The organism is Pseudomonas reactans, from assembly GCF_013387025.1.
Lineage (GTDB): Bacteria > Pseudomonadota > Gammaproteobacteria > Pseudomonadales > Pseudomonadaceae > Aquipseudomonas > Aquipseudomonas reactans.
Genome location: NZ_JACAQP010000031.1, coordinates 52076 through 67120, shown reverse-complemented (window position 1 = coordinate 67120; position 15045 = coordinate 52076). Strand labels below are relative to the sequence as shown.

12 protein-coding genes are annotated in these 15045 nt (G+C 61.4%); 9 read left to right on the top strand and 3 right to left on the bottom strand.

The genetic code is table 11. The features are described from left to right. Nucleotides 1-1736, top strand: a 1736-nt coding sequence (locus tag HX793_RS24540; RefSeq protein ID WP_256733922.1) for a TonB-dependent siderophore receptor, incomplete at its 5' end; no start/stop codon positions are given. A gap of 79 nt (nucleotides 1737-1815) precedes the next feature. Further along, on the top strand, nucleotides 1816-2283 hold the full coding sequence (locus HX793_RS24535) for an SRPBCC family protein (RefSeq protein ID WP_177053843.1): 468 nt from the start codon (nucleotides 1816-1818) through the stop codon (nucleotides 2281-2283). Between the two features lie 41 nt (nucleotides 2284-2324). Here HX793_RS24535 and HX793_RS24530 read toward each other — a convergent pair whose 3' ends face one another. Next, complete coding sequence (locus tag HX793_RS24530; protein WP_177053842.1) at nucleotides 2325-2912, bottom strand: hypothetical protein; 588 nt, start codon at nucleotides 2910-2912, stop codon at nucleotides 2325-2327. An 87-nt stretch (nucleotides 2913-2999) separates the two neighbouring features. After that, nucleotides 3000-5231, bottom strand: coding sequence for a TonB-dependent receptor (locus HX793_RS24525; protein ID WP_177053841.1), 2232 nt, complete (start codon nucleotides 5229-5231; stop codon nucleotides 3000-3002). A gap of 197 nt (nucleotides 5232-5428) precedes the next feature. Between HX793_RS24525 and HX793_RS24520 the strand changes: the two genes are divergently transcribed. The 7 genes from HX793_RS24520 (at nucleotide 5429) to HX793_RS24490 (ending at nucleotide 13913) form a co-directional block, all read left to right on the top strand. Beyond that, the gene (locus HX793_RS24520; protein ID WP_177053840.1) at nucleotides 5429-7786 is read left to right on the top strand and encodes a DNA polymerase II; all 2358 of its coding nucleotides are present in this window, start codon (nucleotides 5429-5431) and stop codon (nucleotides 7784-7786) included. 70 nt (nucleotides 7787-7856) lie between these two features. Next, entirely contained in the window at nucleotides 7857-8435 is a 579-nt protein-coding gene (locus HX793_RS24515) for a GNAT family N-acetyltransferase (RefSeq protein ID WP_177053839.1), read from the top strand. A 12-nt stretch (nucleotides 8436-8447) separates the two neighbouring features. Continuing rightward, a complete protein-coding gene (locus HX793_RS24510) occupies nucleotides 8448-9080 on the top strand; it encodes a glutathione S-transferase (RefSeq protein WP_177053838.1) in 633 nt (210 codons plus the stop codon). A 164-nt stretch (nucleotides 9081-9244) separates the two neighbouring features. Further along, entirely contained in the window at nucleotides 9245-9826 is a 582-nt protein-coding gene (locus HX793_RS24505; protein ID WP_177053837.1) for a DUF4174 domain-containing protein, read from the top strand. A 112-nt stretch (nucleotides 9827-9938) separates the two neighbouring features. Beyond that, nucleotides 9939-10451 carry a sigma-70 family RNA polymerase sigma factor gene (locus HX793_RS24500; protein ID WP_177053836.1) on the top strand — a complete coding sequence of 171 codons (513 nt, stop codon included), beginning with the start codon at nucleotides 9939-9941 and terminating at the stop codon, nucleotides 10449-10451. Next, the gene (locus HX793_RS24495; RefSeq protein WP_177053835.1) at nucleotides 10451-11410 is read left to right on the top strand and encodes a FecR domain-containing protein; all 960 of its coding nucleotides are present in this window, start codon (nucleotides 10451-10453) and stop codon (nucleotides 11408-11410) included. Before HX793_RS24500 ends, HX793_RS24495 begins: the two co-directional genes overlap by 1 nt. A 139-nt stretch (nucleotides 11411-11549) precedes the next feature. Next, entirely contained in the window at nucleotides 11550-13913 is a 2364-nt protein-coding gene (locus HX793_RS24490; protein WP_177053847.1) for a TonB-dependent siderophore receptor, read from the top strand. Between the two features lie 21 nt (nucleotides 13914-13934). Here HX793_RS24490 and HX793_RS24485 read toward each other — a convergent pair whose 3' ends face one another. Next, the gene (locus HX793_RS24485; protein WP_177053834.1) at nucleotides 13935-14969 is read right to left on the bottom strand and encodes an acyltransferase family protein; all 1035 of its coding nucleotides are present in this window, start codon (nucleotides 14967-14969) and stop codon (nucleotides 13935-13937) included. Nucleotides 14970-15045: the final 76 nt, after the last annotated feature.

Genomic DNA, 15045 nt, shown 5'->3' with positions numbered 1-15045 from the left:
AGGTCGTGCGCGGCGCCACCGGCCTGATGAGCGGTGCAGGCACGCCGTCGGCCACCATCAACCTGGTGCGCAAGCGCCCGACCAAAGACTTCCAGGCGCACATTGCGGGAGAAGCAGGCGCCTGGGATCGCTATCGCTCCGAAGTCGACGTGTCGGGCCCGTTGACCGAAACCGGTAATGTGCGCGGGCGTTTTGTCGCGGCGTACCAGAAACAGAAGTCCTTCGTGGATTGGTACAAGCAAGAAAAGCGTGTGATGTATGGCGCGCTGGATATCGACCTGAATGACAGCACCACCCTGCGCACCAGCCTGGATTACCAGAACAACGATGCCAATGGCACCAGCTACGGCCATATTCCGTTGTTCTACAACAATGGCCGCCAGACCGATTTCTCGCGCTCATTCAACCCGGCGACGCGTTCCAGCTACATGGACAATACCAGCTACACCTTCAGCACGATGCTGGACCACAAACTGGACAACGACTGGAGCTTGAAGACTGCCTACAGCCATCAATATTCCTACCGCAAAGGGCAGGGCGCTTCCGCCAGTGGCAGCTACCCGGACCCGGTCACAGGCAAGGGCGCCAAGGCGTTCATCTACCGTCTCGACAGCTACCAGACCCAGGACACGCTCGATGTGTACGCCAATGGTCCGTTCCAGTTGGGAGGGCGTGAGCATGAATTAGTGGTTGGTGCGAGCACAACGCGCACTCACCTGAACTTCCCCAACTACAGCAGCACCTTGGCCGACCAGGATAATGACTACGGTGATGTGGACAACATCTTCACCTGGGACGGCCGGCAATATGGCCGTCGTTCCTACAATGAGATCGGCGGCACCGTGACTACCCTGCAACAGACCGGCGTCTACGGCGCGCTGCGCTTGAAACCGCTGGACCCGCTGACCATCATCCTCGGCACCCGCGTGAGTTGGTGGAAGCAGCTCGATGAGGTCAGCCTCAATGAGCCCTACTCGAAAAAAACCGACAAAACCAAAAAGACCGGCGTGGTGACGCCCTACGCGGGCATCATCTATGACCTGAACGACACCTATTCGGTCTACGCCAGCTACACCAACATCTTCCTGCCGCAGACCTTCTACAAGACCGCCAGCGGCAGCTCGCTGGCGCCGTTGGAAGGCGACAACTACGAGATCGGGCTCAAGGGTGAATTCTTCGACGGTGCATTGAACGCGAGCATCGCCCTGTTCGACATTGAGCAAAAAAACACCGCCGCCGACTCGGGTAACGATGCCAGTGGCAAAACGGTATACAAGGCCATCGCCGGCACCACCACGCGCGGTGTCGAAACGGAGATTTCTGGTGAAGTGGCCGCCGGTTGGAACGTATTCGGCGGCTACACCTACCGCGAGTCGCACTCGAAGGACGGCGAACGCGTGCAGGTCAACCAGCCGCTCAACCTGTTCAAGCTGGGCACCACTTACCGCTTGCCGGGCGCCCTGAACCGCTTGACCGTGGGCGGCAATGTCACCTGGCAAAGCGAGATGTACGCCACCACCCAGATCAACTACACCGGCCCGTACTACAAGGCAGTGCAGGATCCCTTCGCCGTGGTCGGTCTGTTGGCCAACTACCAGGTGGACGAGCATTTGTCCGTGGGACTGAACGTCAACAACCTGTTCGACAAGAAGTACTACGACGGCATGGGCACATTCAACTCCGGCTCCTACGGCGAGCCGCGCAATGCGATGGTCAACGCCAAATGGAAGTTCTGAAGTAAGTCGCAACACCAATGCGTGACCGAAAGGTTGCGCATTGTTCGATGTCGCCTACTGTCAATGGAGGAGGTGACTTATGCACGTATTGGATCGAATCGAACGAAAAGTCCTGCTCAACGCTTCACGCAAACAGGTCTGGGAAGCCCTCACCGATGCCGAGCAATTCGGCCGGTGGTTTGGTATCGCACTCGACGGTAAAACCTTCGCTGCGGGGCAAAGTATCGAGGCGCCGATTACTTACAAGGGCTACGAACATGTGATCTGGAAGGCCAGGATCGAACGCATCCTGCCGCAAACACTGTTCTCGTTCTGGTGGCACCCCTTTGCGGTCGAGGAGGGTGTCGACTACGACCAGGAAACCCCAACGTTGGTAGAATTCACCATTGAGGATCGGGCGCCGGGCATTCTGTTACGGGTGGTCGAGTCCGGGTTCGATGCCGTGCCTGAGGCACGACGGCAGAAGGCCTTCAAAATGAATTCCCGTGGTTGGGACGAACAGATGGGCAATATCGAAAACTACCTGAGCCGCGCCCGCCAGGCTTGAGGGTAACGGGCATCCTCAGTGATGCCCGCCTTTCACGGGTCTCAGCCTTCGTGAGCGGTGGTGATCTCCAGGGTGTCGGTGTAAGTCACCACCACACTCTGCCCGACCTTGAGGTCTTTGAGACCTGCACGGATTTCCGGTTTCTCAACGTTCAACACCTTCGTCGCACCCGCTGGATTCTCCAGGGTGACCTGGTTTTTCTTCAGGTCGATATGGGTGATCTTCAGTTGCACTTGCACTTGGCGGAAGGCAGCGCCACCTGGGTTGGGGTTGTCGGCGGTGGCGCGGATCACGCCGGTTTTTTCGCTGGCGTCTGGTGCGCCTTTGTTCACGTCGGTGTCCAGCACGGCCGCGACCGAGTGGGTGGTCAATACCTTGACCTGGTCACCAACCTTGAGGTTGCCCAGGTCCTTGGCGGCATCGGTGAGCTGAACATGCACTTCACGGCCCTCGGCGCCCGCAAGCACGACTTGATGCTTGGCGGCATCCACCGCCAGCACCTTGGTGGTGACTTCATCGGCTTCAAGGGTTTTGGACAGCGGGATATCGGCGGCATGGGCCACCAAGTGGCCGGCAGACAGCAGGGTGGCCAGGGCGATTGCCTGGTGCAGGGAGCGAGATAACTTCATTGTCGGGACTTCCATGTGAGAGGAGCCCTGAGTCTAGTGGTGAGCCGGCGATGCGCAAATCTGCCGGCTCACGTTGTTGCCGCCCTGTTAGAAGTCCACGCTGGCCGACAGCTTGGCGACGCGCGGATCACCTTGGCTCAGGAAACCGCCCTGTGCCGATTCCCAGTACTTCTCGTTGGCGACGTTCTCCACAGTGGCGCCGAGGGTGACATCACGCTCGGCCACCTTGAAGTTGTAGCGCGCGCCCACGTCGAATCGGTTCCATGCGGGTAGGCTCAGGTTGTTGGCGGCGTCGGCGTACTGCCCACCGGTGCGCAGCATGCGGCCGTTGAGGGTCACGCCTTGCAGGCCGGGCACATCCCAATCCACGCCGGCATTGAGCTGGAACGAAGGCACGCCGATTGCGCGGTTACCGTCGTTGGCGCCGTTTTGCGTGTCCTTGAGTTCGGTCTTCATCACCGTCACACCACCCAGCAAGCGCAGGCCGCTGACCGGTTCGCCGAAGACGTTCAACTCAACGCCTTTGTTGATCTGCAGGCCTTCGCGAACGTAGCGTGCTGTTGTCGCATCGATGACTTGAACGTAGCCGGCCCCAGGTTGTTCGATACGGTAAACACCCAGTGTTGCCCCATAGGTGCCCATATCCACCTTGACGCCTGCTTCGATTTGCTTGGAGCGGGCCGGTGCAAAGGGTTGGCCGCCGCCAATCACCGTCCTGCCCCCGGAATTGACCGGCGACGTCGGGCCTTGGGCCAAACCTTCGATGCGGTTGGCATAGAAGGACACATGCTCCCACGGCTTGAAGACCAGGCCGTAGACCGGCGTGGTGATCGATTCGTCATAATTGGCGGTACGCGTGCCGCTCATGTAGTTGTAGCCCTGCACCACGATCTGCTGGCGGCGTGCACCAACCGTCACCAACAGACGGTCATCGAAGAACCCCAGCGTGTCGGACACCGCCGTACTGCGCACAAAGGTCTTGGCGGTGATGGTCGGGTCGCTGAAGTCGGTGCCCGGTGTATTGCGTGGGTTGTTCAGGGCCGGTGGCGCACCGGTCACAGGGTTGTAGATATTGGTTAGGGTGCGTGGGCTGGCGAACACATAAGCGTTGCGCGCCTGGGTCCAGATGCCGGCCAAGCCGAAGTTGAGTCGATGGCTCACAGGGCCGGTCTGGAACTTGCCGTTCAGGCCGCCCATGACGCTGCTGTTGTCTTCTTCGTGGGCGATGGTCGAACCGCTGGCGGTGGCATTGCCCAGGTTATCGGTCAGGGTCACCGACGAGTAGCGTCCCATTTCGCGGGTGTGCTTGGCGCCTGCCGCCGCATAGGCCGTCCAGTTATCGTTCAAGTCATACTCGGCGCGCAGCATGCCCAGGGTGTCTTCGAGGTTGGTGCTGCTCCAGCTCGGCGCGTAGTTGGTGTCGGCCGACGGTGCATCAGGGACATGGGTGGCGGTGCCCAGGAAGACCGAGTTGCGCCCGCCGTTGATACGCTGCTTCTGATACACAAAGTCACTCGACAGGCGCAACGCATCGCCACGGTAGTCCAGGCCGACGGCAAACAGCTTCGAGCGTTGGTTTTCATCGTCGATGCCGGTATCGCCTTCGCGCTGGGACAGGTTCACCCGCGCACCAAAACGGTTGTCTTCACCGAAGCGCTGGCCAATATCCAAGTGTTCGCCCACCCGGCCATCACTGCTGATGTCAGTGCTGAACCGACGCAACGGCACGTCATCGGCGCGCTTGGGTTGCAGGTTCACACCGCCGCCGATCCCGGAACCGCCGGGCGTCACGCCGTTGATGAAGGCATTGGGGCCCTTGAACACTTCCACGCGCTCCAAGGCGTCGGTGGAGATGATCTGGCGCGGCAGGATGCCGTACAAGCCGTTGAAGGAAATGTCGTCGCCATTCAGTGGCAAGCCACGAATCATGAAGGTCTGCGCCTGGTTGGCAAATCCCGACGCCTGGCGCACGGACGAGTCGTTGAGTAGCACGTCACCGACGGTTTCGGCCTGCTGGTCGCGAATCAGTTTCTCGGTGTAGGAGGCCATGCTGAATGGCACGTCCATGATGTCCTGGTTGCCCAGCACACCCAATTGACCTCCGCGAGCCACTTGGCCGCCGGCGTACACTGGGGGTAGGGCGCTTGGTGCGGGGGCGTCGGCATTGATGTTGGTAGCGCCCAGTTCCAGTGTGTTTCCCTCCTGAGCGGTGTTCGCATCCTGCGGGGTGGCTGGGGTGTCAGCATGAGCGCTGAGGCTCAGGGAGCAGCACAGGGCGAGCAGGGTCAGGCGAAACGGCGCGGCGAATGGGGCGGGCATGGGCGATCCTGACGGTTAACCGTCATGTGTGAGGAAAAGGGCAACGGCGTTGCGCGTCCTCACTGCGCGGATACGACTCCGGTGCAAATGATAGTAATTATTATTAGCGCGATGCAACAAATTTTTACTAACACGGTCTGCGCGCGCGGATGCCGAGTAGAATCACGCCCTGAAAGCGATTCCTGAGGTGCGGTACGGTGGATTTACAGCAGGGTTTTGTCCTGACCCGGCATTGGCGCGATACCCCGGCCGGCACGGAGGTCAGCTTCTGGCTGGCCACCGACCAGGGCCCGAGGTTTGTCCGCCTACCCGTGCAGACCTCGGTGATGTTCATCCCTGAGGCCCATCGCAAGCCGCTGGATTGGCTGCTCAAGGGCGAGCGCGATATCGAATTGCGCCCGTTGCAACTGTGCGACTTCCATCACCGGCCCGTCCTCGGCCTGTACACCCGCCAGCACCGCCAGGCGATGGACGTGGAAAAACGCCTGCGCGCAGCGGGCGTCGACGTCTACGAAGGCGACGTGCGCCCGCCCGAGCGCTACATGATGGAGCGCTTCATCACCGCGCCGGTGTGGTTTGGCGGCACGCCTGACGCCAGCGGCGTGCTCTGCGACGCACAGATGAAACCCGCGCCCGACTACCGTCCGCCGCTGAAACTGGTGTCCCTCGACATCGAGACCACCGCCCAGGGCGATCTCTATTCCATCGCCCTCGAAGGCTGCGGCGAGCGCCAGGTGTACATGCTCGGTCCGCCGAACAAAACCGACGCCGTGGACTTCAAGCTCGACTACTGCGACACCCGTGCCCAACTGCTCGAACGCCTCAACCAATGGCTGGCGCTGCACGACCCCGATGGGATCATCGGCTGGAACGTGGTGCAGTTCGACCTGCGCGTGCTGCACGAACATGCCCAGCGCCTCAATGTGCCGCTCATGCTTGGCCGTGGTGAAGAACCGATGGCCTGGCGCGAGCACGGTAGCCGCAATCATTACTTTGCCGCGGCGGCGGGGCGCTTGATCATCGATGGCATCGAAGCCCTGCGTTCGGCCACCTGGAGCTTCGAATCCTTCAGCCTGGAGAACGTCGCGCAAACGCTGCTGGGCGAAGGCAAGGACATCTCCACGCCGTACCAGCGCATGGACGAGATCAACCGCATGTTCGCCGAGGACAAGCCTGCCCTGGCGCGCTACAACCTCAAGGACTGCGAGTTGGTCACGCGGATTTTCGAGAAGACCGAACTGCTCAAGTTCCTGCTGGAGCGCGCCAGCGTCACCGGGCTGCCGGCTGACCGCAACGGTGGCTCCGTCGCTGCGTTTACCCATTTGTACATGCCGCTGATGCACCGCCAAGGGTTCGTTGCGCCGAACCTGGGCGACAAGCCGCCGCAGGCCAGCCCCGGCGGTTTTGTCATGGACTCACGCCCCGGCCTTTACGAATCGGTGTTGGTGCTCGACTACAAAAGCCTCTACCCGTCGATCATCCGCAGTTTTCTGATCGACCCGGTGGGTCTCATCGAAGGCCTAAAGCATCCCGACGACAGTGACTCGGTAGAAGGCTTTCGCGGCGCACGCTTTTCCCGCACCCGGCATTGTTTGCCGTCCATCGTCGCGCGGGTTTCCGAAGGCCGCGAAGAGGCCAAGCGCGAACACAATGCGCCGCTGTCCCAGGCCCTGAAAATCATCATGAACGCCTTCTACGGCGTACTCGGTTCCAGTGGCTGCCGCTTCTTCGATACACGCCTGGCCTCGTCGATCACCATGCGTGGCCACCAGATCATGCGCCAGACCCGCGAACTGGTCGAAGCCCAAGGTTATGAGGTGATCTACGGCGACACCGACTCCACCTTCGTGTGGCTCGGCCGCGCGCATTCCCAAGAGGACGCCAGCCGTATCGGCCAAGCCTTGGTGCAGCACGTCAACGATTGGTGGCGCGAGCACCTGCTCACCGCGTTCGGCCTGCAAAGCGCCCTGGAGTTGCAGTACGAAACCCATTTCACACGGTTCCTCATGCCGACCATCCGTGGCGCGGAGGAGGGCAGCAAGAAACGCTACGCCGGCCTGGTGGTGCGCAGCGATGGCAGCGAAGACATGGTCTACAAAGGCCTGGAAACCGTGCGCAGCGACTGGTCGCCCCTGGCCCGTCGATTCCAGCAGGAACTCTATCAGCGCATCTTCCATCGCCAGCCGCATCAGGACTACATCCGCGACTATGTGCGCCGTACCCTCAGCGGCGAATTCGATGAGCTGCTGATCTATCGTAAACGCCTGCGCCGCCGGCTGGACGACTACGAGCGCAACGTGCCGCCCCATGTGCGCGCCGCGCGTCTGGCCGATGAATACAACGACCGCCTGAACCGCCCGCGCCAGTACCAGCGCGGTGGCTGGATCAGCTACGTAATCAGCGTCAATGGCCCGGAACCCTTGGAAGTGCGGCAAGCGCCCATCGATTACGACCACTACGTCACCCGGCAATTGCAGCCGGTGGCGGATGCGATCCTGCCGTTCGTGAATGACGATTTCAGCACCCTGGTGGGCGGTCAGATGGGCCTGTTTTAAAACGCTTGATTCGTCAGGGTGGCAGCCTGCACTCTCTGTTTCTGATGACCACCCAGACGGCGCTGCCACCATGACCCTGATCACTCTGACCGGCACCACGGTCGAACTCCTGCCCCTGCAAAGGGAACACAAGGCCGCCTTGCTCGACGCCGCCGCCGATGGCGAATTGTGGAACCTGAAGGTCACCAACGTACCGGGCCCGGACACGGTTGATCAGTACATCGACACCGCCCTGGCGGGGCGCGATGCCGGTAGCGTGATCCCGTTCACCCTGGTGCGTCGTGAAGATGGCCAAGTGGTCGGCAGCACGCGGTTCTGGAAGGTCGACCGGGTCAATCGCAAACTGGAAATCGGCCATACCTGGCTGGCGCTGTCCACGCAGAAAAGCGCGATCAACACCGAAGCCAAGCTTTTGTTGCTGACCTACGCGTTCGAAGTGCTCGACTGTGTGCGCGTGCAATTCACCACCGATGAACTCAACGAAAAGTCCCGCGCCGCGATCCTGCGCCTCGGCGCCGTACAGGAAGGCATCGTGCGTCACGAACGCATCATGCCCGACGGGCGCAAGCGAAACTCGGTGCGCTTCAGCATCATCGATTCGGAATGGCCGCAGGTGAAGGCCCATTTGCAGGCCAAACTGCAACGTTAGGAGGAAAGGCCCATGTACACGCTGTATGGCATCGACGAATCCGGCTCCTGCATGATCGAAATCGCCCTGCAGCGCTGCGCAGTGCAGTGGCGACGGGTGGACGCGGCCTCCTGGGCGGAGGGCGAAGGCAGTGAAGAGTTGGCCCGGATCAACCCGCTCAAGCAGGTGCCCACGCTGGTCACCCCTGATGGCCAAGTGCTGACGGAAAGTGCCGCGATCCTGATCCACCTGGGCCTGGAATACCCCGCCTCGGACCTGTTGGCTGGCAACCGCGCGCAGATCATTCGCGGCCTGGTGTACATCGCGGCCAATTGCTATTCGGCCATCGGCATCATCGACTACCCGCAACGCTGGCTCGGCAACGTCAACGAAACCGTGCAGGCGCAACTGGTGACGGGCACCCGGCGCTACCTGCATCAGGCCTGGGTGGTGTTCGCCGATCAGTTCGACGAGCAACTGTTTGCGCCCAACGGCGTGCCGAACGCATTGGGCCTCATGGCGGCAGTGGTGTCGCGCTGGGATGAAGCACGTGAGGCATTGAACGGCCTGGCGCCGGGCTTTGCCCAGAGCCTGGCGCACGTGGATGCCGACCCCATCGTCGCCCCCATGTTTGCGCGGCATTGGCCGGCGTGGAAGGTCTCATGATGTTTCCGAAATCAGTGGAAACAATGACACTTGAGCCCACCAAACCCTTGCGTAGCGGGCGTCCTGTCCTACGCTTTCTTAAAGTGGTGTAGGAATCATCCTTGAATTTGACTGTCGCAGACATGAAACTCAAGAACCCTGCATGGAATACAAAGGAGGTGCGCATGCTCATCCGGTCGCTGACCCTGGCTACCTTGATGGCTTTTACGGGGCCGCTGTTGGCTGCTGATGATATCAACCCGCTCAAGCAAGACTTGGGCAAGGCCCGGCCGCTGGTGGTGGTAGAGCTTGATTCCGGCAACAACACCTTGGCGACCCTCAAGAAACAGTTGGACGAGCCTGCGACCAAGCAGTCTTTCGAAGAACGCAACATGGTGTTCTACACCGTGAAGTTCGGCAGCATCGGCGCCGAAGGCGAGAAGTTCGCCAAGGACCCCAAGGACAATAAAAAGCTCACGCCGCCGGAAACCAACGCACTGATCCGTGCCCTCAAACTGGGTGCCGGTAGCGGCACCAAAGTGATCCTGGTGGGCAAGGACGGCGAGAAGAAAGTCGAGAAAACCGTGCCACCGGATACCCTCGACCTGAAAGAGTTCTTCAGCGCCATCGACCAGATGCCGATGGCCGAGAAAGAAACCGCCGCTCCCGCCGAGACTGAACCGGCAGCCGCTGCTCCGGCGGCGAAACCCGCTGCCAAGGCCGGCAAACCCGCCAAGCACGCAGCCCCGCAACCACTGGACGATTGACCCCCGCCAGGAGCCGGCCAGCCGGCTCCTGCAGCAGAAACTTGCAGCATCGACGCAACGAAGAATATGATAACCGTTATCATTTACGCCTCATTCTTCGCGCGCGCCTTCCATGTCTTCGACTCCTGCGGTAAGCCCCACTGATCTGGCCACCCTGTACCGCCAACAACATCGCTGGTTGCAGCAATGGCTGTGGCGTCGCTTGAACTGCCCGCAGAGTGCCGCCGATCTGGCTCAGGACACCTTTCTGCGGCTGCTGGCAAAAAACCAGCCGGTTGAAATTCTGGCGCCGCGCAGTTTCCTGGCGAAGGTGGCGCAGAGTGTGCTGTCCAATCATTTCCGTCGGCAAAAGCTGGAAAAAGCCTACCTGCAAGCCCTGGCCCTGTTGCCGGAAGAGTCTGCGCCCAGCGCCGAAACCCAGTGGATTCTTTTGGAAACCCTGATGGCCCTCGATGAAGTGCTCAGCCGCCTGGCCGTGCCGGTGCGCCAGGCATTCCTGTGGTCGCAGCTTGACGGTCTCAGCCACGGCGAGATTGCCGAGCGCCTCGGCGCCAGCGTTACCACGGTCAAGCGCTACATCGTCAAGGCGGGTGCGCAGTGCATCCTGCTGGACAGCCAACGCTGATGAATCCATCGCCATTATCCCTTGAGGCCGCCGAGCAGGCGATGCACTGGCAACTGGAATTACAGGCGCCGGACGTCACTGAACAGACCCGCGCCGACTGGCAGCGCTGGCGCGAGCAGGACCCGGCCCATGAACTGGCCTGGCAGCATTCCCAGCGGTTTCTCCAACGCATGCAAGACGTGCGCGCGCCGGCTCATCAGGCCTTGGCTCGCGCAACGTTGCTGCCGGCAATGTCCCGTCGTCGAGTGATCAAGCACCTTGCCGTGCTGCTGGCGGCGGGCACTACTGCTTGGAGCGTCAAGGACACGGCGTTGGTGCAGCACTGGACCAGCGACTACAGCACCACCGTCGGCGAGCAGTGGCGCATCGGCCTGGCGGATAACACCCAGGTGCAGCTCAACACCGACACCGCCATCGATGTGAAATACACCGCGCACGCACGGAAAATCCAGGTGCTGCGCGGTGAAATCCTGGTGGACCCCAACCTCACCGACGCCCGTCCGCTGTGGGTGCAGACCGCCGAGGGCCTGACCCGTGCCGTCAGCGGTCGCTTCAGCGTGCGCCAGCGTGATGGCTTTACCCAGTTGGGGGCCGACCAGGGCGCACTGTCGGTGCAGATCCCGTCACGCAGCCTGGTGCTGCAAGCGAATGAGCTGGTCAGCTTTGATGCCCACACCTTGCTCGCCCGTCGTCCGCAACGGGATGGCGAGCTGGCCTGGAGCCGGGGCATGATCGTCGCCGAAGGCATGCGGTTGGAGGACTTCCTCGACGAGTTGAGCCGCTACCGGCGCGGGCGCCTGACCTGTGACCCGGCCGTGCGAGGCTTGCGTGTGTCCGGCACTTATCCGCTGTCCGACACCGACCGCATCCTTGCCGCGTTGGGGCAGACCTTGAAGCTGGACGTGCAGCATTTCACACGCTTCTGGGTCACCCTCAACCCCCGCCTGAACCGGGTTTGAATTTAGTTCGCGCCAGGGTGGTCCGTTTGCGTTTCTCACGAGACTTATATCCCCAGACACTACCTTCACTGGGGAATTGGGCATGCAGCCACGCACACCACATCGCAGAACGTTGAAAACCTCTCTGGCCCTGGCCGTCATGCAAGGCATCGCCAGCGTGACGGTCGCCACGCCATTGTTGCTGGCGTCGACCTGGGTTCAAGCGGCACCGGACCTGGATTTCGATATTGCGGCCGGCTCGTTGGCCGGGGCGCTCAATCAGTTCGGTCAGGCCAGCCAGATCCTGTTGTCGTACCCGGCGGCGCTCACGGATGGCAAGACCAGCCCCGGCCTGCACGGCCGGCATGACCTGGACACTGGCCTGGCGATCCTGCTCAGCACCAGCGATCTGCAAGCGGTGCATGGCAGCGGTAACAACTATTCACTGGAGCCACGCCCGGCGGGTGGCGCGCTGCAACTGGGCACCGTATCGATCTCGGGCAAGGCACCGGGCTCGACCACCGAAGGCACCGGTTCCTATACCACGCAGTCGTCCAGCAGCTCGACGCGCCTGAATCTGACGCCTCGGGAAACCCCGCAGTCGCTCACCGTAATGACCCGCCAGCGCCTGGATGATCAGCGCCTCACCAACCTCAGTGACACCCTCGATGCCACTCCCGGCATAATTGTGTTGCGCGATGGCCTGGGCTCGGAGAGTGACGGCTATTTCTCGCGTGGCTTCCAGATCCAGAACTTCGAAATCGATGGTGTGCCCACCGCCACGCGCATGGACAATTACACCCAAAGCATGGCCATGTACGACCGCGTCGAGATCGTGCGCGGCGCCACTGGCCTGATCAGCGGCATGGGCAACCCGGCAGCCACCATCAACCTGATCCGCAAGCGCCCGACGGCCGAGGCTCGCGCCAGCGTCACGGCTGAAGGGGGCACCTGGGACCGTTATGGCACGGGCCTGGACGTCTCCGGCCCGCTGACCGAAACCGGCAATGTGCGCGGTCGGCTGGTCGCGGACTACAAGACCGAACACGCCTGGATCGACCGCTACAAGCAGGAAACCCAACTGCTCTATGGCATCACCGAATTCGACCTGAGCGAAGCCACGCTACTGACCCTGGGCTTCAGCTACCTGCGCACCGACGTCGATTCGCCAGCGCGTTCCGGTTTGCCCACACGGTTTACCGACGGGTCGCGCACTAACCTTAACCGTTCGCTGAACACCGCTCCGGCCTGGTCCTACAACGATCATGAGCAAACCAGCTTCTTCACGTCTATCGAACATAAGTTCGACAGCGGCTGGAGCGCCAAGGCCGAATTCACCCACACCGAAAACCAGTTCGACGAAGTCTTCAACTACGTCAACGGATCCCTCAACACGGATGGCAGCGGCACCACCCAATTGCCGGTGCGTTTCTCCGGTACACCGCGCCAGGACAACTTCGACCTTTACGCCACCGGCCCCTTTGACCTGCTCGGCCGTGAGCACGAGCTGATCGCGGGTGTCACCTTGTCAAAATACAAGGAAAGCGTGCCGAGTTACGGCGGATGGCATTACGACTATTCCAGCTCGCCTGCCGGTGCCATCGACAACCTGCTCAACTGGGACGGCCAGTCAGCCAAGCCCGTGTTCAATGTCACCGGTAAATCCTCGGTGGATGAGAGCCAATACGCCGCCTACCTGAGCACGCGGCTGCGGGTCACCGATGACCTGAGCGTGATCCTCGGCAGCCGCGTGATCGACTGGAAGCGCGAAACCGAAGACCGCCCTTACGGCGGCACGGCGACACGCTCCGACGAATCGGAAACCGGCGTCTACATCCCTTACGCCGGCGTGGTGTATGACCTCACCGACAACTGGTCGGCCTATGCCAGCTACACCAAAATCTTCAACCCTCAGGCCAGTTGGGTACGCGACATCAATAACAAGGCGCTGCCGCCGATGGAGGGCAAAGGGTATGAAGTCGGCCTCAAAGGCAGCTTCTTCGACGAGAAGCTGAACACCAGCCTGGCGTTGTTCAAGCTGGAGCAGGACAACTTGGCCATCTGGATCGATACCCCGGGCGGCAACACCTATCGCAACGAGCAGGGCACCACCACCGAAGGCGTGGAGTTGGAACTCAACGGCGAACTCGCTGATGGCTGGCAGGCCTCCGCCGGCTATGCCTATGCGGTCAGTACCGATGCCGACGACAAACGCATCGTCACCACCTTGCCGCGCCAGAGCCTGAAGACCTTTACCTCCTACCGTTTGCCTGGCGCGTTCAACAAACTGACCGTGGGCGGCGGGGTGAACTGGCAGAGCAAGGTCGGGGAAGACCTGTACACCTTCAGCCAGGGCAGCTACGCCATCACTCACCTGCTGGTGCGCTACGACGTGACACCCAAACTGAGCGCTTCGCTGAACCTCAACAACCTGTTCGACCGTGAATACCTGAGCTACGCCGGCAACCACGGCATGTACGGGCCGCCGCGTAACCTGATGACCAGCGTCAAATACGACTTCTGACGTAGCGATTGAACGGCGCCCTCAAGGCGCCGTTTTTGCGACAGGCGCCTTGCGCACCGGAAACGGAAAGTAGAAAAACCGCAAAAACGCTACCCGCTTGATCACTTCCCCGATCAACAAAGGCACCACCACGGCCACCACAAAACCCACGCAGGCCGCGACAAGCGCGTGTAGCCCCAGGCGCTCCAGCAGGTCAACGGTCTTGTGCTGGATCTCGCCGTGGAAGATCAGCAGGATCAAGGTGTTCTGGCCAATGTAGGTCATCGCCCGCGTGATGACGGTCGACACCATCAGCACCCGCGCCAGCGACCAGCACGCGTACACGCCGAGCACCGCGAGCAGGCTGGTCCACAGCCAGTGGTCGTAGCGGCGCTGCGCCAGGTCCATGGTGGCGTGGCTGTAGAGGAACACGGCGGCAAACAATGCCACCGAGATCAGCAGCCCCAGCCACGATCCCTCATGTCGACGCAGCCAGTCGCGCAGCAGGTAGCCGCAGATAAAGTAGGTGCTGCTGATCAGGGTGATTTCCAGGCCGAAGGGCAGGCCGGGCAACGTCCAGGTCTGCCCGCCGACGCTCACCGGGATTTGCCAGAACCACGGCAGTACCCAGATGCCGATCAACAGCTGTACCGCCATCAGCAGGCAGCTCAGCGGCAGTGACAGCTTCAGGCGCTGGATCAGGCGCAGCATCACCCAACTGAACAGGATCGCCACCCAGAAGTGCGGCAGAAACCACAGCGCCTGCCACGGGATGGTATCCACCGAGGCATACAGCACGCCGCCGATGTCCGGCAGCAGGGGTTGGCCGCGCAGCACGTCGCGGACGATCACATACACCAGCATGGTGAAGAAAAACGGCTTGAGCAGGCCATCGGCCTTGCGCACGGCCATCTCCACAAACGGCTGCTCGGGCTTGAAAAAAACGCCGGAGAGGAAAAAGAACAACGGCAAGATGAACGAGGCGATGATCGGGTACTGCAGCTCCAGCGAGTTCGCCACGAACCAACTGTGACCGTACACGATCATCAGGATGCCGATACCCTTGGCAATGTCCATTTGAATCCAACGATGTTTCACCTGATCACCCTCCCTCTATAAACCACACCGCCCGTTGTAGGAGCGGGCTTGCCCG